Source organism: Micromonospora sonneratiae (assembly GCF_042679305.1).
GTDB lineage: Bacteria > Actinomycetota > Actinomycetes > Mycobacteriales > Micromonosporaceae > Micromonospora_H > Micromonospora_H sonneratiae.
Window position 1 is genome coordinate 96,451 of the sequence record NZ_JBHTMP010000019.1, and the last position, 26,896, is coordinate 123,346.

Annotated in this window: 21 protein-coding genes; 9 read left to right on the top strand and 12 right to left on the bottom strand. The window is 69.2% G+C overall.

Annotated elements, in window-relative coordinates; all coding sequences use genetic code 11:
• Window positions 1-15: 15 nt before the first annotated feature.
• Together ACFQ4H_RS14675 and ACFQ4H_RS14680 are read right to left on the bottom strand one after the other, a co-directional pair.
• On the bottom strand, window positions 16-372 hold the full coding sequence (locus tag ACFQ4H_RS14675; RefSeq protein WP_377571194.1) for a hypothetical protein: 357 nt from the start codon (window positions 370-372) through the stop codon (window positions 16-18).
• Window positions 369-770: a YbaB/EbfC family nucleoid-associated protein gene (locus ACFQ4H_RS14680; RefSeq protein ID WP_377571197.1), complete on the bottom strand. Its 402-nt coding sequence runs from the start codon at window positions 768-770 to the stop codon at window positions 369-371. The genes ACFQ4H_RS14675 and ACFQ4H_RS14680 overlap by 4 nt, the downstream gene beginning before the upstream one ends.
• Window positions 771-990: 220 nt before the next feature.
• Between ACFQ4H_RS14680 and mycP the strand changes: the two genes are divergently transcribed.
• Complete coding sequence (mycP, locus tag ACFQ4H_RS14685) at window positions 991-2,238, top strand: type VII secretion-associated serine protease mycosin (protein ID WP_377571200.1); 1,248 nt, start codon at window positions 991-993, stop codon at window positions 2,236-2,238.
• Window positions 2,239-2,250: 12 nt separating this feature from the next.
• On the opposite strand, the gene ACFQ4H_RS14690 is transcribed toward mycP, so the two are convergent.
• From ACFQ4H_RS14690 to eccD, 4 genes are all read right to left on the bottom strand, one after another.
• Window positions 2,251-2,538: a WXG100 family type VII secretion target gene (locus tag ACFQ4H_RS14690; RefSeq protein ID WP_377571203.1), complete on the bottom strand. Its 288-nt coding sequence runs from the start codon at window positions 2,536-2,538 to the stop codon at window positions 2,251-2,253.
• Between the two features lie 28 nt (window positions 2,539-2,566).
• The gene (locus ACFQ4H_RS14695) at window positions 2,567-2,902 is read right to left on the bottom strand and encodes a WXG100 family type VII secretion target (protein ID WP_377571206.1); all 336 of its coding nucleotides are present in this window, start codon (window positions 2,900-2,902) and stop codon (window positions 2,567-2,569) included.
• A gap of 137 nt (window positions 2,903-3,039) precedes the next feature.
• On the bottom strand, window positions 3,040-4,461 hold the full coding sequence (gene eccB, locus ACFQ4H_RS14700; protein WP_377571209.1) for a type VII secretion protein EccB: 1,422 nt from the start codon (window positions 4,459-4,461) through the stop codon (window positions 3,040-3,042).
• Window positions 4,462-4,494: 33 nt separating this feature from the next.
• Window positions 4,495-5,868, bottom strand: a complete 1,374-nt coding sequence (eccD, locus tag ACFQ4H_RS14705; RefSeq protein ID WP_377571212.1) for a type VII secretion integral membrane protein EccD — start codon at window positions 5,866-5,868, stop codon at window positions 4,495-4,497.
• A gap of 249 nt (window positions 5,869-6,117) precedes the next feature.
• Between eccD and eccCa the strand changes: the two genes are divergently transcribed.
• From eccCa to ACFQ4H_RS14735, 6 genes are all read left to right on the top strand, one after another.
• Window positions 6,118-10,083, top strand: coding sequence for a type VII secretion protein EccCa (gene eccCa / locus ACFQ4H_RS14710; RefSeq protein WP_377571215.1), 3,966 nt, complete (start codon window positions 6,118-6,120; stop codon window positions 10,081-10,083).
• Window positions 10,084-10,193: 110 nt separating this feature from the next.
• On the top strand, window positions 10,194-11,108 hold the full coding sequence (locus tag ACFQ4H_RS14715; protein ID WP_377571218.1) for a hypothetical protein: 915 nt from the start codon (window positions 10,194-10,196) through the stop codon (window positions 11,106-11,108).
• Window positions 11,109-11,195: 87 nt separating this feature from the next.
• Complete coding sequence (locus tag ACFQ4H_RS14720; protein WP_377571220.1) at window positions 11,196-12,956, top strand: hypothetical protein; 1,761 nt, start codon at window positions 11,196-11,198, stop codon at window positions 12,954-12,956.
• 161 nt (window positions 12,957-13,117) lie between these two features.
• The gene (locus ACFQ4H_RS14725; protein ID WP_377571223.1) at window positions 13,118-14,164 is read left to right on the top strand and encodes a hypothetical protein; all 1,047 of its coding nucleotides are present in this window, start codon (window positions 13,118-13,120) and stop codon (window positions 14,162-14,164) included.
• A gap of 60 nt (window positions 14,165-14,224) precedes the next feature.
• Window positions 14,225-15,532 (top strand): VWA domain-containing protein, encoded by a 1,308-nt coding sequence (locus ACFQ4H_RS14730; protein ID WP_377571226.1) that lies wholly within the window; start codon window positions 14,225-14,227, stop codon window positions 15,530-15,532.
• 8 nt (window positions 15,533-15,540) lie between these two features.
• Window positions 15,541-16,362, top strand: a complete 822-nt coding sequence (locus ACFQ4H_RS14735) for a peptidase (protein WP_377571258.1) — start codon at window positions 15,541-15,543, stop codon at window positions 16,360-16,362.
• 163 nt (window positions 16,363-16,525) lie between these two features.
• Here ACFQ4H_RS14735 and ACFQ4H_RS14740 read toward each other — a convergent pair whose 3' ends face one another.
• The 6 genes from ACFQ4H_RS14740 to ACFQ4H_RS14765 form a co-directional block, all read right to left on the bottom strand.
• A complete protein-coding gene (locus ACFQ4H_RS14740; protein ID WP_377571228.1) occupies window positions 16,526-17,716 on the bottom strand; it encodes an asparaginase in 1,191 nt (396 codons plus the stop codon).
• A 91-nt stretch (window positions 17,717-17,807) separates the two neighbouring features.
• Window positions 17,808-18,452: a response regulator transcription factor gene (locus ACFQ4H_RS14745; protein WP_377571231.1), complete on the bottom strand. Its 645-nt coding sequence runs from the start codon at window positions 18,450-18,452 to the stop codon at window positions 17,808-17,810.
• Window positions 18,440-19,663, bottom strand: a complete 1,224-nt coding sequence (locus ACFQ4H_RS14750; RefSeq protein ID WP_377571233.1) for a sensor histidine kinase — start codon at window positions 19,661-19,663, stop codon at window positions 18,440-18,442. The genes ACFQ4H_RS14745 and ACFQ4H_RS14750 overlap by 13 nt, the downstream gene beginning before the upstream one ends.
• A 44-nt stretch (window positions 19,664-19,707) precedes the next feature.
• On the bottom strand, window positions 19,708-22,260 hold the full coding sequence (locus tag ACFQ4H_RS14755) for an ABC transporter permease (RefSeq protein ID WP_377571235.1): 2,553 nt from the start codon (window positions 22,258-22,260) through the stop codon (window positions 19,708-19,710).
• Window positions 22,257-23,003: an ABC transporter ATP-binding protein gene (locus tag ACFQ4H_RS14760; protein ID WP_377571237.1), complete on the bottom strand. Its 747-nt coding sequence runs from the start codon at window positions 23,001-23,003 to the stop codon at window positions 22,257-22,259. Before ACFQ4H_RS14760 ends, ACFQ4H_RS14755 begins: the two co-directional genes overlap by 4 nt.
• Window positions 23,004-23,190: 187 nt before the next feature.
• On the bottom strand, window positions 23,191-25,290 hold the full coding sequence (locus ACFQ4H_RS14765) for a hypothetical protein (RefSeq protein WP_377571239.1): 2,100 nt from the start codon (window positions 25,288-25,290) through the stop codon (window positions 23,191-23,193).
• On the opposite strand from ACFQ4H_RS14765, the gene ACFQ4H_RS14770 reads away from it, so the two are divergent.
• Window positions 25,277-25,903 carry a DUF5753 domain-containing protein gene (locus tag ACFQ4H_RS14770; protein WP_377571242.1) on the top strand — a complete coding sequence of 209 codons (627 nt, stop codon included), beginning with the start codon at window positions 25,277-25,279 and terminating at the stop codon, window positions 25,901-25,903. The two genes, ACFQ4H_RS14765 and ACFQ4H_RS14770, sit on opposite strands and share 14 nt — an antisense overlap.
• Window positions 25,896-26,096 carry a DUF397 domain-containing protein gene (locus ACFQ4H_RS14775; RefSeq protein WP_377571244.1) on the top strand — a complete coding sequence of 67 codons (201 nt, stop codon included), beginning with the start codon at window positions 25,896-25,898 and terminating at the stop codon, window positions 26,094-26,096. Before ACFQ4H_RS14770 ends, ACFQ4H_RS14775 begins: the two co-directional genes overlap by 8 nt.
• The last annotated feature ends 800 nt before the right edge of the window (window positions 26,097-26,896 follow it).

The window sequence follows — 26,896 nt, forward strand, 5'->3', positions numbered from 1 at the left end:
CTGTCGACCGGACGATCAGAACTTCAGATCGGGCAGGTCGTGGATCGGAGCGGCCCGGTCTATCAGAGCTTGGGTGACCTGGTCTTCGGTGATGGTCCGGTTGAAGGCGGCCTCAAGGTTCGTCGCCATCGACTCAAGGTGCTGCATGAGGGGCATGGTCGCGTCCAGGGCAGTGTTGGCCGGGCGGTACTTCCCGTCGAACGCGTCCCCGGCCCGGTCGCCACCCCATGGCCTGCCCTCTCCGATCGTCCGGATCCGATCAACCAGCTGAGTGATGTTCGAGACGGTCTTGGAGTCGGTGGCGTCGACCAGCTTCTTGACACCGGACCCTGCTGCGTCGCTGTTGAGTACCGTGCTCGTGACGTCGCTCATCTCAACTCACCCTTCGATACCGCATCGAACTGCTCGTCAAGCTTTCCGAAGATCGTGTCGAGTTCGAGGTTGTGGTAGGTCTGGAATTCTTCGGCCGGAACATGCTCGCTGGCGACCTCTGTCATCAGCCGGTTCGACTCGGCGATCGCCCGCCGGATGGTGCTGGTGAGGGTCTCGGCCAGCCGTTTCGAGTCGGGGCGGCGGTAGATCCGAGGATCGATGTCCACCCGCTTCACGTGACCCCGGTAGTCCACGACCACCGTGACGAACCCGTCGTCGGAGGTTGCGGTGGCCTCCACAGCGGTGATCCGAGCGCGCATCTCCGTGGCACCGGCACGTAGCTTCTCGAAGCGAGCGGTCAGCTCGTCGGCGTACGCACGCATCGCGGCGAGGTCCATGGGGCGCTCCTGAACTCTTACGACGGACACCGAGTCGCGGTGGTCAGCCAGGGCGTTGTTCAGCGATACGGTGAAATCACGATACTGAACGGTGAGCGCCACCACAATGGATCAGCAGGCCGGCGAGGACCACCCAACACTTTGGAGGCTCTGGATGCGGTGCCCCGGGCGACCAGGCCGAGTGCTGGGATCACTGATCGTAATGTCGGCGTTGGGAGTGATGACCACCGTGGCCGGATCCGGCTCCGCGCCGGCCGTCGCTGCCGCCGACTGTTCCGGCCCGGCCGAGCCGGGCAGTGTCGTGGCCGAGGCGCCACCGGAACAGGCGACTCTCGGATTCAAACGGGTCTGGCCCACGACCATGGGACGGGGGGTCACCGTTGCGGTGATCGACACCGGCGTCGATGGCAGCCACCCACAGTTGCGCGGCGCGGTCGGCCAGGGCTGGGACTTCGTGGATTCCGCGCCCAGCGGCGGCACCGACTGTGTCTCACACGGTACGGCGGTGGCCAGCCTCATCGCTGCGCGACCGGTGCCCGGCATCGGGTTCGTCGGGGTGGCTCCCGAGGCCTCGATTCTGCCGGTCCGGGTCGTGGAGCGGACTGACAGCGGTCTCGGGGAGCCTGCGGTTTTGGCCCGGGCGATCCGATGGGCCGTCGACCACGGTGCTCGGGTGGTCAACATCTCCCTTGTCACTGCGGAGGACACCGCTGACCTGCGGGCCGCGGTCCGGTACGCGAACGAGCATGATGTGCTCCTGGTCGCGGCGGCTGGCACGAGGCCGAGCAACACCGAGCTGCCCGATCCGGCCGACGGAACGGATCCGCCCTACTATCCGGCCGCCTATCCGGGCGTACTGGGGGTGGGCGCGGTGGACGGCGCCGGGGCCCGACTGGCCAGTTCACCGGTCGCATCCTATGTAGACATAGCGGCACCCGGCGGACCGGTGCTGGCCGCCACCCGGGTACGCGGCCACGGGGCCTGGTCCGGCACGAGCTTCGCAACAGGACTGGTCAGCGGGGTCGCTGCGCTCGTACGGGCCGCCGAACCGAAGCTGACCGCCGCCGAGGTCGAACGTCGGCTGCTGGCGACCGCCAACCGGGTTGCCGGTGGACCGGGGACGGCAGGCTACACCCACGGAATGGTGGACCCCTATCGAGCGGTGACTGAGAAGGTCGTTGCCGGTGGCGTGCAGGTTCTGCCCGAGATGCCACCTCGTACGACGGATCCGGCTCTGGTACGGGCCGAGGTGCGGCACCGTTCGATGGTGCGTACCGCTACCACCATCGGCATCGGTGCCGTGATCGTGGTCGTCATCCTGGCCCTGACGGTCGTGGTGAACCGCCGGCGGGCGACCGGGGCGGTCCGACCGGCTGCGGCGACGTCGTCGGCAGGCCCGACGCAGTCGCCGGACCTGCCTCCACTTGAGGAGTCCTACTTCGCGGTGCCCAAACTGACAGGCCGCTGAAAACCCGTGCCGTCAGCCGAAGAGGTTGACGTTGCTCTGCTCGGTTGCCCGCATCATCTCGCCGGAACGCTCGACCGCGCCCCTGAGCTGGTTCACCACCTCGCCGATTCTGGTGGCGGCTTCGGTCCACTGCTTCTGGCATCCGTAGTACTGCTCTTTGGCGTCGCCGCTCCAGGTTCCCAGCAGCGGTGCCATCGCCGCCTCCAGGTCCCGGAACTGGCTTTCCAGCTTGGCGTGGGTGAGCTTCAAGGTGTCGGCACCCTGCTGGAGTGCGCCGAACTGGACGGTGATCTGGCTCATTGTCGTGATCCCCCTGGCCTTGTGTCCGTCAGAACTTCAGCGCGGTCGTGATGGATCCGGCTTCGGCACCGGCTCGGGTGACCTGCTGGCTGCTCTCGTCGTCGCCGGACACGTACTGCTGGCCGGCATCGCTGAGCAGCCCGCCAAGCCGGGCCAGCGCCGCGTTGATGCTGCCCATGTCGGCCTGCACCCGTTCCTGCGCCCCAGTGAATGCGGTGCCGCCGGCACCGACCCAGGCCGTGTGCAGCACGCTCAACTGGGTGCCCATGCTGCTGGCCGTGGCTCGGAGTTCCGCACTGATGCGTATCGCATCCTGCGCGGCCTTCGCCATGACCTGGACATCGGTTTCTATCCCGGCTCCCATGGTCGACCATCTCCCTTGTGCTCAGACCATTCCGGACGGACGCACGCCCGTACGGCGTTGGGGGTGACGGTACCTAACCCACTGGTCAGCCGGAAGATCGAACGAAACGAACAACGGCGTACCGAAGACAGTCGTGGTCAGGGCACCATCGGGCGTCGGGCGGCGACCGGGTCGAGCGCTGGTCCCTCCGGCAGCCGGGCGATCATGCTGGCCGGCAGCCGCAACGGCTCGACACCCGCGTAGCCAAGCAGCCGCTGCACGTCCTGGTTGGCCAGCGCGTGCCGTACACCCAGGTCCGTGACCAGGTAACGGGTGCCCACGGGCGCGTCCGGTGTCGGTACGGCTTCCACCAGGGCGGCCCAGCCGGGCGTGACCTCCACCCGGTCGGCCAACGCCACGCCCTCCGGCGAACGCCGTCTCGTGGTGGTGCCCAACGGCTGCTGTGTCGTGGTGTCGACCGCCAGTCGCGGTGGATTCACCGCGTCGTTGAACTCGGCGCAGATTGCGAAATCTGGCGATTCGGGTACGACGATGAGTGGCGGTGTAGCGGGTGCCGCGCCCGGTCCATGCGTCGACGGCGGCTGCTTCTCCGCCGCGGCGGCCTGCATCGTGCTGAGGGGGAGGGCCTCAGCGACGCCGTCAGGGTAGGCCGGCCGGCTGGCCGGATCGGCCAGCAGTAGGCCAGCCTCGACCGGGGTCACCGGTGCCACCCGGCGGGTGTCCACCACCAGATAGTGCTGCTGCTGTCCGGTGCCCGCGCCTTCGACGACGTAGACCTGGCCGACCAGGGCACCCGGCACGGCGGAGGAGGGGGTGCCCCGCCCGACCACGGGCCGGGTCACCAGGCGCTGCCCGGCGGGCAACGCGTCGACCCAGGCGGTGGGCACCACGAGGATGGGCTGACGGTCCAGGCCCAGGGCGGTCATCGCCACGGGCCGGTCCACGAGTTCGTGCCGATGTCCGTGCCAGATCAGGAAGAGCCGCCGACCGTTGGTCTCCTCGACCAGCAACGCGTCGTCTCCCAGATCCCGGCCCGCCGACCGCTGACCGACCCGCAGTACGGTCGATGCCGTCGTGGCTACGTCGCCGTTCTGGCGCGGCCGGCCGCACATCGTCCACGGACCGCCGGCCAGCCGGGCGGCAGGCGGGAGCGCCTCCGGGGCGTTCGCGATGCCCAGCAGCGGGCCGCGAGGCACGCCGAGCAGGGACGAGGCCGCCACGTTGATCGTCTTCAACTGGCCGTCCAGAGCCAGCACGGCGGAGGTGAAGTTCGCCATGGGATGGAGCTGGCCTTCCCGGTAGATGTACCGGGTGCCGGTCTCCTTCTCCATGATGATGGAGCTGCCATCCCGCCAGGTCGTGTTCCCACCCGGCCGGAGCATTCCGTAGACGCCCATTCCGGCGAGGCCCAGCACCGCGATCATGATGCCGGCGAGGCCGGCACCGAAGAGCCGGCGGCCGGCCGGTTGCACCGGATCGGTGTCATGGTGCGCGAAGGCGGACACCACCCGCTGCATCATGAACTGGTACGACTGCACCTGGTCACGGCGTGTGGGCATGACTCCTCCGAATCCTCCGGGCCAGCCTGCCGGTCAACCCGCGAGCCCGCGCATCGCCGAGTAGAGCCCGAGGACACCACACGCCAGCGGTACGACCGCCAGCAACAGCAGGATGTCCAGCAGTTCGGCCGTCCGCCCCAGGTAGACCGATGGCCGACCCCGACGTAGACCCAGGAGCAGGGCGGCCAGTGCGGCGGTGGCGAGGGCCAGGGGCGACCACGTCGGAGTGTGATCGCCGCTGGCCCGGACGAACAGGGCGACGAGCCCGGCCAGTGCGCTCAGTAGCAGCGGGAGTCGATGCCGCACGGTGGGGAACAGACGGGCCCGCAACAGGAGTACGGCCGTGACGACGCCGGTCAGCACCAGACCGGCCGACCCGTCGGCCCGGCTGAGTACGACCAGCCCGGGTGCGATGGCGACGCTGAAGCCGACCATCAGTCCGGTCAACAGGTCGTCGGCTCGGGCGATGGTGCCGAAGGTGACCGCAGCAGGGCCGGTCTGTTCGTCCCGGAGCAGGTCCGCGGCGGAGCGGGGAAAGGTGGGCAACGGCAGCCGTCCCAGCCGCGCGGCGATCCCCGGCCAGGCCGGGGAGAGCAGCAGCAGCGCCGAGATCATGATGGCGGTGGTTTCGGCTGGCCCCAGCGAGGTCAGCGCGACCAGCGCGGTACCACCGCCGGCGAGTGCGGCGACGATCGCGGCGACGAAGAGCCAACGTCTGCCGACCGTCCCCAGGTAGCCGACGACCCCGGCCACCAGTAGCGAGGCACAGCCGACCAGCAGGTGCGGGGTGCCGAAACGCTGGTCCGCAGCGGTGTCGCCCAGCGCCAGCAAGCCGCCGACGAACGCGGCCGGCAGGCCGTAGCCGCCGACCGCCCGGCCGATCTCCGGTTCGCCGTACAGCCTGGCCAGCAGGATGCCGCCCCCAAGGCAGCCGATCGCGAGGCCGAAGGCGCACCAGATGCCCGGCTGCCAGTCCGGGCCGGCCAGCAGACAGATGGTCAGCGTGGCCGCCACGAGGAGGCCGGCGGACGCCGTACCGGCCCAGCGGCTGAACCGGGCGTCCCACAGCGCACCACCCAGCCGGGCGCTGGCGGCGATCACCTCCACCACGTCGTCGTACGCCGGCTCCGGCCAGTCGACGTGTGCCTGGACCAGGTGCAGCACCTCACCGTCGCGTACCCCCTGGACGGCCAGCCCGCGCCCGACGTCCAGCGGGGTGCCGTCGCTGCGCCGCAGTACCCAACCGCCCCGCTCGCCGGCCCGGTGCACGGCGTCCTCACCCGCGTGCGACAGCACCGCCGGCAGCAACATCGCCAGTGTCATCTGCTCGGGTAGGGCGAGTTCGAGACGGCGCTGTGGAGCGACGACCACCACCCGTGCCAGGCCGATCTCAGAGTCCGTCACCATGCCGGTCCCACCGCCTCCCGGATGCGTCCCGCTGGCCGAAGTCGGGCCGACCGTACTATCCAGCCTTGCCTCGGGCTGTCCGGGCAGGGGTGACCGCCGTACGCCGCGCGGCCGATCAAGGAAACCATGATGGATGGTGGCTCGCCAGTGGTCATCGGCGGTCTATCATGTGCCCGCTACCGGCGCCGAAGCGGGCGTCGCCGGGCTCGGGCATACCCCGATGCGGGTGCCAGGAGGGTGAGCTGCCGAATGGGTTTCACCGTCCACCGTAGACCGCCCCGGACGACGGGGCCGGAGTATCCCACCGGTGAGGTGGTCCTGGACCCGCCACCGGAGATCCCGGCACCAACCGGCCAGCGCTGGGCGCAGATGATGATGATGCTGCCGATGCTGGCCGGCTCGTGCGCAATGGCGTTGATGTTCGCCGGGCAGGGTGGCAGTTCCCTCGCGTACGTCACCGGCGGTCTCTTCGGCGTCTCCGCCCTCGGCATGATCTTTTCGCAGTTGAGCATGTCCGGCGGTGGGCAGACCCGACAGCAGATGGTCACCGCCCGTCGGCAGTTCATCCGGCACCTCGCCCAGCGTCGTCGTACGGTGCGGCAGACCGTGATCCGGCAACGGGCCGCGCAACTGCACCACCACCCGGATCCGGACAGCCTGTGGTCGGTCGCGGCAAGCCCCCGGCTGTGGGAACGTCGTTCCGGTGAACCGGACTTCGCGACCGTACGGATCGGCCTGGGGCCCGCCGAGTTGGCCACTCCACTCGTACCGCCGGAGACCCGGTCGGTCGAGGACCTCGACCCCATCTGTGCCGCCGGGCTCCGACGCTTCCTGCACACCTACGCGATCGTGCCGGAGCTGCCCATCGTCATGGCGCTGGACGGATTCAGCCGGGTCCACCTACGCGGCCCGGCCGAGCTGACCCGGGCGCTGACCCGCGCGCTGATTGCCCAGTCCGCGACCTTCCACGCCCCGGACGACCTGCTGGTCGCGGTCTGCACCGCGGACGAGCACCGGTCGCAGTGGTCCTGGACCAAGTGGCTGCCACACGCCCTGCATCCCAGGCGCAGTGACGCGCTCGGCGCGCTGCGCCTGTCCTCGGCCACCATCCCCGGGCTGGAGGCGATGCTCGACGACGTGGTGACCGGACGGACGCGGTTCGACAGCCGATCGTCGGACCCCCGGGGCCCGGCCGGTACGGTCGGCCCGCACATCCTGGTCGTGCTCGACGGTGGCAGCACCAACGGATCGGACCACCTGCTGACGGAGGGCGGCCTGGCCGGGGTGACCGTACTCGACCTCGACACGGCACCGCCCCGGATCGTGGACCGGCACACCCTGGTGCTCGACATCGACGATCAGGGCAAACTACGGACCACCACCTTCGAAGGCGAGGCGGAGGCGGGGCAGGCCGACGCTATGCGCCCGGCGGTAGCGTTGGCACTGGCGTTGCAACTGTCGCCGGTCCGGCTGCCCAGCGGGGCGCGCAGCGAGCGGCGGATGAGCAGTGACGTTGGCCTGGCCGACCTGCTCGACCTCGGCGACCCCCGCGAGTTCGACCCGGACACCACCTGGCTGGCCCGTTCCCAACGGGAGCGGCTGCGGGTGCCGATCGGGGTCGGCCCGGACGGGAACCGGGTGGAGCTGGACCTCAAGGAGTCGGCGCAGGACGGCATGGGTCCGCACGGGCTGCTGATCGGGGCCACCGGCTCCGGCAAGTCCGAGTTGTTGCGGACGTTGGTGCTGGCCCTGGCCGCCTCCCACGACCCGGAACTGCTCAACTTCGTGCTCATCGACTTCAAGGGCGGGGCGACCTTCACCCGGCTGGAGGCGCTGCCACACACCAGTGCGGTGATCACCAACCTGGCCGACGAACTGCCCCTGGTCGACCGGATGGCCGAGGCCATCAACGGCGAGCTGACCCGACGTCAGGAACTGCTGCGGGCGGCCGGCAACTTCGTCTCCCAACGGGACTACGAGCGGGCCCGCGCCAGCGGTGCCGCACTCGCACCGCTGCCGAGCCTGCTGATCATCTGTGACGAGTTCTCCGAGCTGCTCAGCGCCAAGCCCGACTTCGTCGACATGTTCGTCCAGATCGGTCGGGTCGGTCGGTCGCTCGGCATCCACCTGCTGCTGGCCTCGCAGCGCCTGGAGGAGGGCCGGCTGCGTGGGCTGGACACCCATCTGTCGTACCGGATCGGGTTGCGTACGTTCTCGGCGGCGGAGAGCCGGATCGTGCTCGGCGACGTGGCGGCGTACGAGTTGCCCCGCTCTCCGGGGCACGGCTTCCTGCGCTTCGCCACCGAGCCACTGGCCCGGTTCCGGGCAGCCTACGTGTCCGGTGCCCTGCCCAGCCTGGACAGCACGGTGTCGACGGCCGCCACCCCTGAGCAGGTGCGCGTCTACAGCACCGACTATCTCGCGCCGAACCTGGCGACGCCCGAGGCCGATCCGGCGGGCCCTCCGGACGTCGTTGACGGGGACAGCCTGCTGGACGTGCTCGTCGACCGGATGCGGGGACGCGGCACCCCGGCGCACCAGGTGTGGCTACCACCGCTGACCGAACCGCCGACGCTGGACGCACTGCTCCCCCCGCTGCGCGTGATCCCGGGGCGGGGGCTGTCCGTCGACGACGACCGCTTGCATGGTTCGCTGCGGGCGCAGTTGGGGCTGGTGGACCGACCCCTGCACCAGCGCCGTGATCCCCTCAGACTGGAGTTGGCCGGGGCAGCCGGCCATGCGGTGATCGTGGGTGGGCCGCACAGCGGCAAGAGCCTGGCGCTGCGGACGTTCGTCGTGAGCATGGCCCTGTGCCACACACCCCGCGAGGTGCAGTTCTACTGCCTGGACTTCGGCGGTGGCGGCCTGTTGAGCCTGCGCGACCTCCCACATGTGGGCGGGGTGGCGACCCGGCTGGAAACCAGTCAGGTCCGGCGTACGGTGGCGGAGATGGCGGCGCTGCTCAGCCAGCGGGAACGGGCCTTCGCAGCACACGGCGTGGACTCGATGGCCAGCTACCGCCGGGCCAGGGCCGCTGGACGGTTCGCCGAGGACCGGTTCGGCGACGTCTTCGTCGTCATAGACGGCTGGGGCACGCTGCGTACCGAGTTCGACGACCTCGAGGCGGCCCTCACCGACCTCGGCAACCGGGGCCTGTCGTACGGCATCCACGTGGTGGCCGCCGCCAACCGGTGGATGGACCTGCGCCCGGCGGTTCGGGACATCTTTGGCACCCGGCTGGAGCTGCGACTGGGGGAGCCGGGTGACTCGGCGTTGGACCGGCGTACCGCGATGAACGTGCCGGAGAACATTCCCGGTCGGGGCATCACCCCGGAGAAGCTGCACTTCCTCACCGCGCTGCCCCGGGTCGACGGCCAGCCGGACGCCGACACCGTCAGCGACGGCCTGGCAGCGCTGGTCGGGGCCATCCGGGACGGCTGGTCCGGCCCGGCCGCCCCACCCGTACGTCTCCTGCCGGCGTTGCTGCCCGTCGAGGATCTGCCGCCCAGTGCCGACCGCCCCGGGGTGCCGATCGGCATCGCCGAGGTCGACCTGGGTACGGTCACCGTCGACTTCACCGCCGACCCGCACTTCATCGTCTACGGCGACTCCGGCTCCGGTAAGACCAACTTCCTGCGCACCCTCGCGCGATCCATCGTGGATAACAACACTCCACGTCAGGCGCGGCTGATCATCGTCGACTACCGCCGTGGCCTGCTCGGTACGGTGAGCGAGGAGCACCTGATCGGCTACGGCACCTCGGCGGCCGTGACCCGTACGATGCTCGACGAGGTCGCCGGGGTGATGCGCGACCGGCTGCCCGGCCCGGATGTGACCGCCGAACAGCTCCGTGACCGAAGCTGGTGGCGCGGCCCACAGCTCTACGTCCTGGTCGACGACTACGATCTCGTCTCCGGTGCACAGGACAACCCGTTGACACCCCTGGTCGAGTTCCTTCCCCAGGCCAACGACATCGGTCTCCACCTGGTGGTGGCGCGCCGAAGCGGTGGTGCGGGACGCAGCGCCTTCGAAGCCGTGTTGCTGCGCCTGCGCGAGCTGGGCTCTCCCGGGATCGTCATGTCGGGGGAGCGGGACGAGGGCGTGTTGCTGGGCAATGTGCGGCCGTCGCAGCAGCCGCCCGGCCGGGGTTGGCTGGTGGACCGCAGGTACGGCACCAGGTTGGTGCAGTTGGCCTGGTCACCGCCGCAATACTGACCGATTGAGTCTTGTCGGTACGCCAACAGCGACTACCATCTTCTTATCCGTGGCCGTTCCCCGGCTGCGACGTGGTCGGCTCATCCGCCCTGGTGAGGGGAAGTGCGTGGATGTCCAGTGACAGTGCGGCGGCATCGGGTCCGGACATCCGGGTCACTCTCACCGAATTCGACTCCTACGTGCAACAGCTCGACAAGCAGACGAGCGTATTCCAGGCCGAGACGCGAAATTCGCTGGCAGGCACGCAACAGTTCCTGAGTCTAGGCCTGCTGCCGGTGCTGAATGAGCTTTCCACTCTTTCGAGCCAATGCCAGGAAAAGTTGATGAACTTCCAGCAGCGGGTCGGGGATATCAACCAGGGTCTGATCCGGCTGTCATTCGTTGCCAAACTGATGATCGGTGACTACCAGAAGTCGGACAGTATTACCGGGGATCTGTTCGAGCGTATCGACGGAAACCTGATCGACAACCTGTTTTCCCCTCCGCCGCCCAATGCCGAACAGCCGAAGTACGAGACCCCAGGGCTCAATGAGGAGTTTCTGAAGATCCAGGCTCAGTTTGAGAAATCGGAACCGGAACCGGGGTCGGAGGGGCCAGGAAATGGGGGGTCGCTGCCAAAGCCGGTGCTGAATCCAAACGGTTCAACGACGATCACTGTCCCGCAGGTCGACCCGAACCTGGCGTTGTCTTTGCCAACCACCTACACCTCCGCGCCCGAGGACGACATTCGGCCTGACGTGTGCCGGCCCGACCCTAACGGTGGGAAGACGCAGCAGATCGGTATCCGGGTCACTGGTCAATCCCCGGCCGTCACCTATCGGATACCGGTCGAGGGCGGCCCGTTGATCTGTTCGTTCGACGAGGAGGCCCGTCGGCGTGAGGCGGAGGCCCTCCGGAATCCGCCAAAGCCGGCTGCGGATCGCGCGAGCCCAGAACCCAACCCGTCACCAAAGTCGACGGAGCAGCCGACGCCGGCTGCCTCAGGGGGCCGACCGACGCCGGTCGCCACCGGAGAGCGTCCCTGACCAGCAGGTGGTTCGGTGGGTGGACAGCGCAGCCGTCTCCGGCCGTCATCTCGTCGGCTGTAATGAGCTTCTACTGGGAGAGCCGGGATGACTGACGCGGGCCAGGCCGAAATAGATATCCTCTGGATGCTCGTCAAACAGCTCAACGATGAGAACCTCCACCACTCCTCGCTGTTGTGGCGGAAACTGGGTGACCAACTGCTACACGCGGGAGAAATCCTGTCGCTACGCGGCACCGAGCTCGCCAAATCGTGGCAGGGTGCGGCGGCCGACGCCTATCTGCGTCATTCCAGCGAGACTGTGAACTCCATGTACGACAGCGCTGCGACTGCGCACGACAACGCCGGTAAACTGACTCTGGTCGCTTCCAAGATCGGCGAAGTGCAGCGGCAGATGCAGGCGCTGGTCGAGGAATATGCGCTCAAGACCGCGTTCTACTCGGGCGGATTCGTCGACACGACTACGAACGCGTTTCCGCAGCAAAATACATCTGCAACTACTTCGAATGCGCTTGAGATCAAGAAGATCAAGGACCAGTACACCATCAAGGCTCGGGAGATTGTCGCGCCACTGCTGAGACTTGCCCAGGAAACGACAATGACGAGTCCGCCCGAATTCCGTGGCCCCAAGGGCATCAACGCGGCGGTCCTGTTCGACCTGTTCGAGGACATCTTCCAGGACATGTTGAACCAGATGCCGGGTGTTCCCGGTGCTCCGGGAGTGCCCGGGGCGCCGGGGGCACCGGCCGTCCCCGGAGCCGGCGGTGCGATGCCGACGCCACCGGTCATCCCGACGGTCCCCGGTGTCAGCGCCCTGTCAGGAATCAATCCGCCCGTCGTGCCCACGGTGTCCCCGCCCCTGGTGGTGCCGCCTCAGGTGGCGGTACCAGGCCGCCCGAACGTGCCGAACGTGCCGAACGTTCCGAACCGAACGAGTCCCGGGCAGCCTGGCCAGTCGGTGCAACCGCCGCGAGTTCCCGCACTCGGGCTACCACGCATGCCAGCTGTCCGTCCGGCGCTTCCCGCCCTGGGACAACCGGGTCTGCGGCTGCCCGGGCAGTCGACCACCCCCAAGCTCGCCGGGGCACCGGATGTGGAGCAGCGGCCGGGCCGTCTCCCGATGACACCGGGAGCGGATGCTGATTCCCCACCAATGCGGCCCAGCTCCGGAGCGCCCCCGCCGATGGGCCGCCGCCCCGGTACCGGAGCACCTCCATCGACGGGACGGCCGCCGGGCGTACCTCCGAACGGCTCGTCCCGCCAACGGGATCGGCGCACGGCGCCCGGGCTCGGCGGACACCCACCAGGGAGCATGTCGGAAGAACTCGGCACCCTACCGCCACGACCGGTCGCACCGGAACTCAGCGGGCAGCGCGGTCCGATGCCGCCGCCGATGTCACCCCGGGGTCCGGCACCGACGATCAATGCCCGGCAGGACCGTAGGCAATCGGCCAGTGGCACGCCACCCCGGGACATCCCCACTGCCGCGTCCGCCGACGATCCGTGGTCTCCCGGCATCCCGTTCCGGCCGGACCTCACCGGTCGGACACAACGGACGACTAACCGTGGCGCTGAGTCCTCGCCCATGCCGGCCCTGCCTGGGGCCCGGAAGGAACCCGCTGTCGGGCCCCGTCCTCCGGAACCCCGACGGCAGGCACCCGGAACCCGGAGCAGTGCTTCGACCGCCGGCCAAGCCGACCGGTCGGGACAACGGTCCGAACTGGAGCCGACTGTCGACCAGCCATGGCAGGTGCCCGTGGCCGGCGACGGGATCCTCGACGCTCCCGCTCCGGCCCAAACCCCGCCCCGCGCGGCTACCCTGCCAGGGGCACCGGTCCGTCCGGCATAGCTAGGCGGATTGGTTGCCGGATGCTCGGGTACCCGGTGCCGTCTGGACAGTTGTCCGGGTAATGCCGCGCGTGGTTACGTGTAGTCGCCGACACTGGGGTGCGACCGCCAGACCTGTGCGATTGCCGACTCTTGTCGGAGTAATCCAGAAAGGAACGACAGGTGCAGGTGGACGATCGGACGCAGGCTTGCCACTGGATGCTGCTACGCCTGGCCGGCTGGGTCGCTGATGGCCTGCTGACGACCTGCCGGGACTGGCTGATGCAGGGACGACTGGCCGACGTCGGGCTGGCTGCGTCGCATGCCGTCCGCACCGGACGGGTCCGTCTCGTCGACCTGGACCTGGAACTCCTCACCGAACTGTGCCAGGAGGCGGGCGCGGAGGTCACGTCCCTGCGTGAGGTCGAGGTGCAGACGCTCGAGCCGATCCCGATGTACCAGTTCTCGGCCGTACCGCCAGCGGACGGGTCGGCCACGGTCGGCAGCGGCAGCGACGGCGACCGGGTGACGCAGACCGCGATCGACATGGCCGAGGCCGAGCCCACCGTACGCGGATTGTGGCTGGCGTGGCGCACCCCGGCCGGTGGTGCACACTGGCCCCCGCCGCGCCGGGTGTTCCTGGCCGAGACCGACGCGTCCGCGGACGTCGTACGGGTTACCGCCCGTCTCCAGCGGGCGCTCGACATAGCCGGAGAACCTGATCCCCAGGTCGAGGTGTACCCGGTGCACGCTGAGCTGCCGATCTACCAACAGGCCGCGCGGGCAGCCGCCGGTCTGCTCTGGCTGCGCGCGGCGGATCGGGAGATTCGGATGGCGACCGTCTTCGACGGCGTCCACCCGCAGACCGGGCCGATGTTCCTGCCGGACCATCCGACCGTCGACGACGAGGAACGGCAGCGCCTGCTGGCCTACCTGTACCGGGGCGAGCTGTTGATGCAGTCGACGTCTCTTGTGGAGGACGTCAGGAATCCGGCGCTCGGTCGGGCGGTGCCGCTCGGCTTCCGTACGGATGGGTTCTGGATCTGGAACGAAGCCACCACCTACTACCTGGAGCGGTACGGCCTGGCACCGGATCCGTCGCTCCTGGGGCACATCCGTCGCCGGAACCACGTCTTCGACGTCGACGCGCTGGACGGCGCGACCATCCACCGGGCCATGGAGGTGTTGCGGCGCCCGGTCGACGAGGAAGCCGCCTGGGTGTTCGGCTGAACGAACAGCACAAACGGGGCACGAGCGGCGATCGATGCACGCATCACTAGGATCTGCGCCGTGATCACCAAACGACGGCTCCCGGTAGTCCTCTTAGGACTACTGGCAGTTCTCCCGGCACTGGGCGTGCCCCCCGCGTACGCCGCAGAACCAGAAACCGAACCTGTCGAAGCGACCAAAGTGGAGTTGGTGCTCGACGTCAGCGGCTCGATGCGGGCCAAGGACGTCGGCGGCCGTACCCGGATCGCGGTCGCCCAGGAAGCGTTCAACGATGTCGTGGACGCCCTGCCCGAGGGGACAGATCTCGGCATCCGCGTCCTCGGTGCCACCTACGGCGGCGACGACAAGAAGGTCGGCTGCCAGGACACCCAGCAGGTCGTACCGGTCGGACCGGTCGACCGGGTGAAGGCCAAGAACGCCATCGCCAGCCTGCGCCCCACCGGCTTCACCCCGGTCGGGCTGGCGCTGCGGGAGGCGGCGAAGGACCTCGGTACCGGCGAGACGACCCGTCGCATCATCCTCATCACCGACGGCGAGGACACCTGCGCCCCGCCGGACCCGTGCGACGTCGCGCGTGAACTGGCCGCCCAGGGCACCCACCTGGTGGTCGACACCCTCGGCCTGATCCCCGACGAGAAGGTACGCAAGCAGCTGGTCTGCATCGCCTCGGCGACCGGTGGTACGTACACCTCCGCGCAGAGCAAGGAGGACCTGACCCGGCGGATCAAACAGATCGTCGAACGTGCCAAGGACACCCACGCCAAGGCTCCGGCGAAGGTGGTCGGCACCGACGTCTGCGCCAAGGCGCCGGTGCTCACCGCCGGTGTGTACACCGACCGTGAGCGGTTCGAGGAGCACCGGTGGTACCGGATCGCGGTGAAGCCGGGGCAGGAGCTTCGGGCCTCGGTCAGCATCTCCCTGGACCGACAGTTGAACCGGGACTACGGCGTACTGATGCGGGCCACCGCCACCGACGGGCGGGAGCTCGTCCGCGGCACGGACGCGGGCAGTGGTCGTACGGATGTGTTGTCGACGGGTCTGCGCTGGTCGGCGGCGGCGGATGACGACGACGCGGACGAGGAGGCGTACGAGACCCCGAAACCGGGCTCGACCGAGGCGGGCGTCGAACCCACGACGGTCTGCCTGGTGATCAGCAACTCGTTCTCGTCGAAGACGGCTTCCGCGCAGTCGCCCGGTATGCCGCTGGAGTTGACCATCGACCTGGTCGACGCGTCCCCCGCGCCGAACAGCCCGGGGCTGGGTCGGGGCTGGGTGCTGCTGCTCGTACTGACCCTCGCGGGCCTGCTCAGCGGGCTGATCGTCGGTTGGCTGACCCGCTGGTGGGTGGCCGTCTGGAGGACCCGCTGATGTCCACGATGACTCCGGTCCGCCGGGCCGCTGTGCTGCTGGCCGCCGCCGGTATCGCCACCGGCGTCTCCGCCGCCCTGCTGGCCGCTTCGGCCAGTGCGGACACGCCCACCCCGTCACCGGGCGCGGCGACCATCAACAAGGCCGGCACCTCGTTCATCACGGCGGCCGGGATCGCCGCCGGGCAGCCGGTACGGGTCGGTGCCTCCACCGGTGAGTACCTGTACTGGTCGTTCAACGCCTCGGCGGGGGACACCCACCACGTGGCGGCCACCGTGTCGCTGCCCTCGGCGGGCCGTAGTGGTGGCTCCACCTGGGCGGTGGAGGTCTTCGACGGGTTGCGGCGTCGCCAGGCCTGCGTCGCCGGGGCACAGACCCCCGTCGCGGCGGCGAACGCCACCACCGTGGAACTCGACTGCGAGCTGCGGCAGGTGCGTTCGTGGGCCGAGCCGTGGTCGGGTGACCCGTTGCCGGGCACCTACTACATCCGGCTCTCCGTGACCGACCTGCCGGAGCAGGACCTGGGCCTGCCGATCGAGGTGAGCCTGCTGGTCGGGGTCGAGACCGACGGAGACACCAAGCCCGAGGGCGGCGACCTGAAGGCACCGCTGGTGCCGCCGGTCGACCCGGGCAAGGTGCTGGCCGGCGAACCGGGTGTTCCCGACCCGACCGCCGCCGGAACGGAGGAGGGCGACGACGGCTGGTTCGACTGGCTGCGCTGGCCCGACCTGTCGTCCCGCTGGTACTGGACCATCGGCGGTGGCATCCTCGCCGCCGTCGCGGGTGTCGTCGGGTTCGCCCTGACCCGCCCCCGCCCGCGCGTCAACTGACCCCACCCCTCCCGCCCTCCCGCTTTCCACCTTTCCGCCTTCCGCCTTCCGCGTTGATCATGAAGTTATCGCCCCGAAAGCCTGCTTTCGGTGGCGATAACTTCATGATCGACCGGGTGAGCGGGTGAGCGGGTGAGTGGGTTGGGTGGGGTGGGGTGGGGCTTCAGCGGATCGGGTCGAACTCCGTGACGCCGTACCGCTGGAACAGGCTGCGGACCTGAGCCGGGTCGCTGCTACGGCTCAACGCCAGCAGGAGCAGCAGCCGGGCCTTCTGCGGCAGCAGATCCTCTGCCGGGATGACCGGACCGGGGGTGTCGTACACGGCACCGGAGTTGTTGCGGTTCGCCGCGACGACCACCACGCCCGACTGCATGGCCGCCATCAGGGCCGTGGTCTGCTGCGGGGACGGGGTGCCGGCGGCCACCAGACCCTTGACCCCCGCGGTCGCCAGCGCGGTGATCGGTTCACCACCGGCATCGGCGTACGTGTAGACGACCTCCGTACGCACCAGCCGGTCGCGCGGCATCGTGGCCAGGTCGAACGGTGTACGCCACTGCTGCGGCTGGGCGCAGTCACGGGTACGGGCGGGGGCGCGCAGCAGCCGTACGCGCTTCTCGTCGACCGTGCCGAGGATGCCGAGTTCGGGGGACTGGATGGTGTCCAGTCGGGTGGTGCTGGTCTTCGTGGCGTCCCGGGCGGCGAGGATCTCGTCGTTCATCATGATCACAGCGCCGAAGCAGTGGGTACGCCGGCTGGCGGCCAGCACGATGGCGTTGTAGAGGTTGGGCGCCCCGTCGCTGCCGATGACCGTCCAGGGGCGCATCGAGCCGGTGACGACGACCGGTTTCGGGCTGCGTACGGTGAGGTCGAGCCAGTACGCCAGTTCCTCCATCGTCTGGGTGCCGGTGGCGACGACGACAGCGTCGGCCCGGGCCAGCTGCTCGTCGACCAGGCGGGTCAGGTCGTGGTATTCGGCGATGGTGTACTCGCCCGACCCCTTGCCGCCGAAGTCCACAGCGGACACGTCCGCGATCTGCCCGACCTCGGGTTGCAGGTACTGGACCAGCTCAGCCGTTGGCGTCCGACCGGGCTGATAGCTCTGGAATCCGACCCGGCTCTCGGACTTGCCGGCGATCGTGCCGCCCGTACCGATCACGGCGACCTTCGCGAGTGCATCCCGTTTCGGCGCGCTGGCCGCCACACTGACGAAGCCGGGCGCGGCGGTCATACCGGTCAGGGGCGCGGCGGCCACACTGGTGGCCACGTTGGCAGACCCGGGTACGGAGGCGACCGTCAGGAGCCCGGCGGCGAGTAGTAGCGCGGTTCCTATGCTGCTGAGGCGTGGCTTTGTCATGTCCTTAGCCTGCCGATTCTTCGACTCCGGCTCGACCAGGTCAGCCCGGCTCTTTACCCCTATGGCCAGCCCTACCTTGGTCGAGACGACGTCAGTGGTTGAGGTAGGCCAATACGGCCCGGACCCGACGGTGTGAGTCGTCGGCCGGTGGCAGGTCGAGCTTGGTGAAGATGTTGGTGATGTGCTTCTCCACTGATACCGGTGCCAGGACGAGGGTGGCGCAGATGGCGGAGTTGGACAGCCCCTGTGCCATCAGACCCAGCACCTCCCGTTCCCGTGGGGTGAGGGCGTTGATGCCGTGGTTGCGGCTGTTGCGGGCGAAGAGTTGGCGTACCACCTCAGGGTCCATCGCGGTGCCCCCGGCGGCGACCCGCTCGATCGCGTCGAGGAAGTCGTCGAGGTCGGTGACGCGGTCCTTCAGCAGGTAGCCGACACCGCCTCGGCCGTCGGCGAGCAGGTCGGCGGCGTACGCCCGTTCGACGTACTGGGAGACGATCAGCACCCGGGTGTCCGGGTCGGCGGCGCGCAGCCGCAGGGCCGCCCGCAAGCCTTCGTCACGGAACCCGGGCGGCAACCGTACGTCGACAATGCACAGATCGGGGTGGTGGTCGGTGACCGCATCGGCCAACGCGTCAGCGTTGTCCACCGCCGCCACCACGGTGTAACCGGTGTCGGTGAGTAGTCGCACCATGCCCTCGCGCAGCAGGAGCAGGTCTTCGGCGATCACGATTCGCATGGGATCTCCGCGTAGAGGATGGTCGGGCCACCGACCGGACTGGTCAGGGTGAGGGTGCCGTCGAGCGCTTCGACCCGCCGGCGTAGCCCGGCGAGCCCGGAACCGGCCGGGTCGGCACCGCCCCGGCCGTCGTCGGTGAGCGTCACCGAAAGGGTGGTGGCGGTACGGACCAGTTCGATCGTGCAGCTGGCCGCCTCGGCGTGCTTGCCGGCATTGGCGAGCCCTTCGGCCACCACGAAGTACGCCGCCGACTCGACCGCGGCCGGATATCGTTCGGCCGGATCACCGCGCAGTTCCACGCCGAGCGGGCTGTCGGCGGCCAGGGCGGCCAGGGCGGCGTGCAGCCCCCGGTCGGTGAGGATCGGGGGATGGATTCCCCGGACCAGCCGACGCAGCTCGGCCAGCGCGTCGTCGAGCTGCCGGCGGGCGAGGTCGACGTCCGAGGCCGCTTCCCCGCCGGTGCGCAGTTTCCGTGCGGCCAGGGCGAGCGTCATACCGGTGGCGACGATCCGGGCCTGTGCCCCGTCGTGCAGGTCGCGCTCGATGCGGCGTAGCTCTGCGGCCTGGGCGTCTACCACCCGCGCCCGGGTCTCGGCCAGGTGCGCGGCGTGCTCCACCAAGCGGCGGTGTGTCCCCGGTCCGAGCAGCGCGCGGGCGACGGTGACCTGCCCGCGCGCCAGGACCCGCAGCAGCCAGCAGACCACGGCGAACAGCAGGAGCCCGAGGAGACTCAGCGCGAAGCGACCGGGCGTGGTGGTCATCAACGGGTCCACTGGGAACGGTGCACGTGGGTTGGGGACCGCCCATGCCCATGCTGGCGCGACGATCGCCGCGAGGTCGACGACAGTTAGCACGACCGCCGCGATGCCGCCGGCCAGTCCGAGCGGAAACAGCACCACGAGCCAGGCGAGATCCCGCCAGGTGGCGGGCTGGCCCGCGACCGCGCCGACCCGTTGCCGTACCGGGCCGGCGGGGACGGGGACGTACGGTGACTCGATCGGCTGATCGAGCACCCAGCCCGCCCGGTGTCGTTCGACGCCCGCGAGTTGACGGGTGATCCAGGCGGCACCGAGGAACACCGGTCCGCCGAGTTGGGTGATCCCGAGCAGCCCGACACCGAGTGTCGCGGCGAGGGTCCAGACAAGCCCGATGGACCCGGCGACCAGGCTGCTGACCAGGTACGCCAGGGCCCGCGCCGTCGTTCGTAGCATTACCAAAATGGTAGCCGTGGCAGCGCGGGCCCAGACGAGCATGGTCAACTCGCTTCGGCGACGGCGGGCAGCTCCCGTCGGCGCAGGACGAATCGGGCCGGAAGCGCGCCGGCGATCAGGCCCAGCGCACCGACGCCGGCGAGCATCCCGCCGTAGGTCAGGGGGTCCACGATGAGCCGGAACGTCCCGTCCTGGGCGGTGCTGAACGCGCCGACCACGACGGCGGAGACTGCGGCACCGAGGAACAGCCCCACCGCGACGGTGATCGCGGCCTCGCGGCTGGCCATTCGGTGGACCTGCCCAGCCGTCGCGCCGGCCAGCCGTAGGCCGGCGTACTCGCGTCGCCGGGCCGAGGTGGCGATGGCGAAGGTGTTGACCACCGCGATCGCGGTGAAGCCGAGCGAGATCACCACCATCAGCTCCCAGGCCCCCTGCTGGTTCTGGGCGTCGCCAGCACTTGCCGCACCAGTCGTCGGGGTCACCCGCAGCGCCGGCCAGGTGGCCTGAATCCGCTCGGCCACGTCACCGGCTCCGCCGTTCATCGACGCGGGACCGTGCCGTAGCGCGACGGTGTCGACGAGACCGCGAGGGTCGTGTGCTGCGACCAGTCGGGCCGGTAGCACCAGGTCGCCGAAGCCACGGGCCCGCTCATAGCTGGCGGTGAGCCGTAGTGCGCTCTGCTCCCCGTCGGCCAGCCAGATCGGCACCTCGTCGCCGATCCGCCAACCCTGCTCGGCCACCAACTGACTGCTGGCCGCGAAGGTACCGTCCCCGCCCAGCGTGCCCTCGCTTACATCGAGGTCGAGGACCTGGTCGGTGCCGGTGACGAGGAGGCCCTGGGCGGCGTAGTCCTCGGGCTTGCCCGCCTTCGTGACGATCGCGCGGGTCGGTAGCGTCGCGGCGGCCCCGGTCACACCGGGCAGCTTGGCGAGCTGTTCGGCGGTCTCCAGCGGCAGGCCGCCGGCAGCGGTCACCTGTGCCGTTGCCCGAGCCGTGCGGGCGGCGTGCTCGTCGGCGGTGAGCTGGCCGAGCAGTGAGCTGTTCAGCAGCATCGTGGCGTTGATCGCGAACATCAGGACCAGGGGTACGGCGACTGCGGTGACCCGCTGGCTCTCGGCGCGGGTGACCATGCCAGCGAGCCAACCGGTGGCACCACCCAGTTGTGCCAGGCGCGACACCGCGGCGGTCAGCAGCCGGACCAGGATCGGCCCGAGGGCGGCCACCCCGCAGAGCAGCAGCGCGCTGGACACGAAGCTCATGCCCATGCCGAGTGGCCCGCCCAGCGGCACGAAGGTGAGCACGGCGATCCCGCCGGCCAGTGGCGGCACGGCCAGCAGTACCCGGCCGACCAGCCCGGCCCGGGGTGCGGTGGCGGTCTCGGCGAGCGCCTGGGTGGGCGCGATGCGGACCGCTCGCCGGCCGGCGAGCCGCGCGGCGGTGAAGGCGACCAGGAGACCGGCGAGCACGGCCGCGATCAGCACCAGCACATTGACCTGTACGGCGAACTGCGCGGGCACCGCGCCGAGTGTCCGGAACCGGGCGGCGACCAGGTTGGCTATGACGATGCCGAGCGCACCGGCCGGTACGGCGGCCAGGGTGGCGACCAGGATGCTCTCCAGGCCGAGGAGCCTGCGCAGCTGACCCGGGGTGGCACCTGCGGTGCGCAGCAGCGCCAACTCCCGCAGCCGCTGCCGTACCCCGAGCGCGACCGTGCCGGTGAGCACGAACACCGCGGCGAACGCGGTGATCCCGATGACGAATCCGAAGATCGAGATTGGCCCGATGTAGTCGGGCAACGCGCCGGGCAGGTCACCGTGTACCCGGTCCGCGCCGGTCAGCACGGGTGCCTTCCCAGCCGCCGCCCGGATGGCGGGCAGCAGCGTGGACAGCTCCGCGTCGGGTGCGGCGAGGACGCCGACGGCGGTGGGCCCGGCGAGCCCGGAAACTTTGGACAGCTCACTGTCGGCCAGGAACAACGCGCCCTGGGCGGGCAGGGCGTCGCGGCCGTCGGGGGTAACCACTCCGGCGACGCGCATCGTCCGTACCCCGGTTTTGGCGGTGATTCGGACCGAATCTCCAGTCGTGATTCCGGCCCGGGTGGCCAGGTCGGCGTCGAGCACGACCTCACCGGGGCGGGGTGCGGTGCCGGTCCGCAGGGTGTACGGGGTCAGCGGCGCGGACGCCCAGCCGTGTCCGATCACCGGGGCGTGGTCGGCGCCCTGGACCGGCTGGCCGTCCGTCGTGGCCAGTACGACCGGGAACGCGGCGTCCGGGATCGCGGCGATGACCCCGGGCAGGGTGGCGATGCGTCCGGCCAGGTCCGGTGGCAGCGTTCCGGCACCGGTGAGCCGTTCGCTCTTGGTCTTGGTCTTGGTCTTGTCCTTCTTCTCCTTGGTCGTCACCACGGTGACCTCACGGTCGCCGGAGACCACCGCGGTGGTGGCGGCGAACCGGTCGGCCGGTGGAGTCGCGACCAGTACGGAGTACAGCAGTAGTCCGCTGCCGGCGAGCAGGGCAATGGCGAGGAACGCGGCGAAGAACGTGCCGAGGTAGGCACCCCGGTGTTGGCGCAGCGTGCCGAGTGCGAGGCGCATCATCGGGCGCTCACCGCCATCATCTGCGCCGCGACCTTCTCGGCAGTCGGGTCGGCCAGCTCGGCGACGAGTTGGCCGTCGGCGAGGAAGACCACCCGGTCGGCCCAGGCTGCGGCCGCCGGGTCGTGGGTGACCATGACCAGTGCGGTGCCAAGCTCGTTCACGGCCTCGCGGAGCAGGGTGAGCACCTCCCGCCCGGAGGTCAGGTCGAGCGCCCCGGTCGGCTCGTCCGCGAAGATTATCTCTGGGCGGGCGGCCAGCGCCCTGGCCAGCGCGACCCGCTGCCGCTGCCCGCCGGAGAGCTGGCCGGGCCGGCGGTCCTCCCGACCGGCGAGACCGACCCGGCTGATGACCTCCCGCGCCCAGGTCTTGTCCGGCCGTACGCCGGCCAGCCGCTGGGGTAGCAGCACGTTGTGCCACACCGACAGCGAGTCCATCAGGTTGTACGACTGGAACACGAAACCGACCCGGCGGCGTCGCTCCTCGGTGAGCCTCGGTTCCCGCAGGTTGCCGATTTCCCGGCCGGCCAGCCGTACCTGTCCGCTGTCTGGCCGGTCCAGCCCTGCCGAGCAGTGCAACAGGGTCGACTTTCCCGAGCCGGACGGCCCCATCACTGAGCAGAACGTGCCAGCCGCGAACGCCACCGAGACCCCGTCGAGTGCGCGTACCCCACCACTGCCCGGGTAGGTCTTGGTCACCTCGGTTACCTCAACGACCGGTGCGGTCGTCGTACCCCTGTTTCTCATGGTGTTCAGCCTGGTCCACGGTGGGTTCGGGGAACACATGGTGAGCTTTGAGTTTGCCGGTAGGGCCAGCCCTACCCCGTCGAACGGTCTTGACGATCCGTGTTCCTGGCTGCGGCTCGGTGCCTTCGGGACGTACGTCCATGACCGCCCGGATTGTCGACTGCGATGGTGCTCCGATCGAGGAGATTCAGGGCTTGCCGAGGCCGAGCGCGGTGAGGGCGATCGTGGCGGTGGGGGCGGTGACGAGGTGCCGGAGACCACCGGATTCGTGCAGGTAGAGGTGGCAGCCGGCGTGGTGGTAGCGGATGCTGACCGGTCGGCCGGCGTAGAACCGGGCCAGGCGTCTGAGCAGCGGCACCGGGTCCTCGACCGGTGTGGCCGGTTGCGGGGTCTGCGGGACGCGGATGCCCTGCCGAGGGTCGGCCGGTACGGCGTTGCAGACAGCGTTTTCGAGATATTCGAGGAAGTACGCGGCGGCGGCCTCGACGGTGGGACGGTAGGCGCGCATGTCCGTGTTGATCATCTTTTCCGGCGGAAGCATCTCGATGTTCCAGCTCTCGCCGTGTATCCAGCGCGGGTCGTGCTGGTTGAGCTGATGGTCCTCGACGGTGAGCACCAGCGTCTGATGCAGGCCGAGGGCGAGCCGGATCAGCTCGGTGACGGGTGGGGCTGCCGGTCGCGCGGTGTTGATCAGCAGCCGGGCAGCAGGTTGCCCGTGACTGGCGTCAGCAATGAACTGGGCGAGTGGGTCGACCCTTGAATGGTCAATGGTGACGACCCCTTCGCGGAGGGCTTGGTCGATGTGTTGGGCGCCGTCGAGGTGGGTGAGATCCGCCGGTCGGGCGTCGATGATTTCGGCCCAGTGTTCGAGTCGGTAGTTGACGGGCAGTTGGAAGACTGGCTTGCCACCGGGCTGGACGGCGACCTGGGGGATGTTGATCGGTTGATCCGGCGGCAACCAGTTGAGGTGGACGGTGGCGTTGTCCAGGTCGGTCAGGGTGATGACCGTGCCGTGGTAGCTGCGGTGGCTGTCGCGGCAGGTGTGGCAGGCCCCGACAGCGGGGGCGTATCCCGCGCCGGAGCAGTTGGGGCAGCCGGGGTCGGGCGGTTCGTTGCCTATCGTGCACGTGCAGGCCCGGAGACGGTGGTCGGGATCGCAGTCCGGGCAGGGGCCGTACGGGATGGGGTCGCCCTGCCAGGCCGGGGCGGGTGGTTCCCAGGTTCGGGCCAGGGGCGTGATGCTCTTGCGTACGACCTGCCCGGTGTTCTCCTGGGTCAGCACCTCGATCGTTGCGGCGGTGCCGAGGCGGGTGTGGTGCCAGCGGCCGTGACGCCAGATGGCCTGCGCGCCCGGGGCCTCGCCGCCGATGCCGTACAGATCGGCGACGATGCGCCGTTCGACCTGGTCCACGTCCACCGCCGGAGGGTCGAACCGCTCGGGCCGGTTCGGTTTCAGGTAGTACGCGGGGGCGGTCTGGGACCGGTCGGTCAGGCCGTACATAGCCTTGTCGACGGTGGTGGCGGCGACTGCGGTGGGCAGGTCGTCGGCCCAGCCACGCTGTTCGGCGGGCGCCTGACCGCCGGGGATCTCGTAGCGGATGTCCCAGTTCGGCTCGCCCCGGATGACGCGCCGGGCTTCGACCACCAGGTCCAGGCACAGCAGGTCGGCCAGATGGCAGAGTCTGCCCAGGTCGGCGTTCAGATCCCGGACAGGAGCCGGGGTTTGCCGGCCGAGGTAGAGCCGCCAGGGAAACCAGCAGTGCCGGGCAATGGCCGTGCCTTCCAGCAACTGCCGGTCCGCCGCCGGCAGGTCGGGCCGCCAGTCGGTCGGCAGCAGGATCGTGAAGCTGTCCGCCGGACGGCCGGGATTGTCCAGGTCCCGCCAGTGCACCACGCCCGCCTCGGAAACCAGAGCGGCGATGATCGGCGACAGCGCCAGCTCCCACCGCCCGCCAAGGTTACGACGAGGTTCCACCCCACCGGGTACGACGTTCGCCGACCGTACGACACCCGTGTCCAGGTTGACCATGGTGAGCACGAGTTGCGTCCGACGCTGCCCGGTACGGTCGCACTGCATACAGTCGTGGGCGACGTATCTGCTGCCGCCGCAGACTTCACAGTCCTGGTAGGCCTGACCGTCGGCGCGGAGCTGATCGATTTTGTCGCCGGTCGCGTCGATGAGGAAATGGTCGCCCCAGCGTACGCATCGGCACAGCGCCAGGGTGCGGGTCTTTCCTTCGCAGTGGTCGCACACCATCACGGGCGGGGTGAACATGCCGAGGGTCACGAGCGCCGCCCGCCTGCCCAACTGGTTCGGCCTGTACGTCAGCCTGGAGGACAGCGCTCGAACCATCCGGCAGTACGAGCCAGAGTCGATCCCGGGCTTGCTCCAGACCCGTGCCTACGCCGAGGAGGTCACCAGTGCGCCACGAGGCCTCATCAACGGTCAGGAGGTTGAGCGGCGGGTGAACGTCCGGATGGCGCGGCAGTCGCTGTTGACCAACCCCCGACCGCCGCACCTGAGCGTGATCCTCAACGAGGCCGTGTTGCGCCGAAAGGTCGGTGGGCCGAAGGTCATGGTCGAGCAGCTCATGCATCTGATCGACGTAAGTCGCTCGCTGAGCGTGATGATCCGGGTCCTGCCCTTCGATGCGGGAGCGCATGGCGGGATGACCTCGGCGTTCACCATCCTGGACTTCCCGCAGGCTGCCCGCAGCAAGGAGCCGTTGGAGCCACCACTGGTCTATGTGGACAGCCTCACCGGCGCGCTGTATCTGAACAAGCCATCGGAGGTGCAGGCATACGAGCTTGCCTGGGACGATCTGGGTAACCGAGCGCTCGACGAGGACGCGTCGAGGAAGAGAATCACCGAGGCCCTGGAGGAATTCGGCAATGGCTGACCTGAACGCTGCCATCTGGCGCAAGAGCACCCGTAGCGGCAATGCGGGCAACTGCATCGAGGTGGCGGACAACGTAGCCGGCGTGGTCGCTGTCCGGGACAGCAAGGACCCGGACGGCCCAGCCCTGACGTTCACGCCCCGCATGTGGAGCACCTTCACCGCCTTGCTGCGCAACGGCGAGATCGGCCGGTAGGGCGGGCTGCTCCGGCCATCATCGACCGCTGGCAGCGGTTTGCCGCCACAGGATTGTTGAAACCGGCCTGCGGCCCCGGGCAGTTGGCAGAGTCCATCCGCTGACTGCTCGGGGCTTCGGTTCTGTTCTGCCATGCCAGCGAATTCCGGGGACTGCATCCGGTGATCGGCTTCGATAGTGTTCAGGCGAACGCGTAGAGATGACGAAGGTCGGATGGTCAGCGCTCGGCGCGTATCGGCCCGTCCCGTCGGCTAACCGATAGTGAGCGGAAGGACAGCATGGCCAGCATCGAGGAAGTCAAAGCCGCCCTTGCCCAGGCTGCCACCCTGATCCAGGGCAGTTCCAGCGCCGCCCGTGAGTACATCGGTCTCCTCGGCTGACCTGAACATGAGCGTTGACGAGGTCAAGGCCACCATCCGCCAAGGCGTCGAGGCATCCGACCAAGCCAAGCAGTTGCTTGAGTCAGTGCGTGACAGGGTTTGTCAGGCCCAGGCGTTGGCTCAAACCACTACTCACAACAGCTAGCACGAGGCGGTAGTCAGAGGGATGGCCTTATCGCCGAAGCGGTCAGGGAAATAACCCTGACACAGCGACGGATCGCCGGTGGTGCCAGCGCAGTCGAGAGATACGTCAAGGCACTCCTGTGAGCGGGAGTATCGGTGACATCCTTCGTCAACTTCGGCAAGTCATCGACAGTCTGGACCTAGTGTTTCGTGATCCTGATCGGTTTACTTTGAGTTGTTTGCCACGAGTTTCTTGATGTTGGTTTGAACGAGTTGGACTTTGGCGAGGATGTCGTC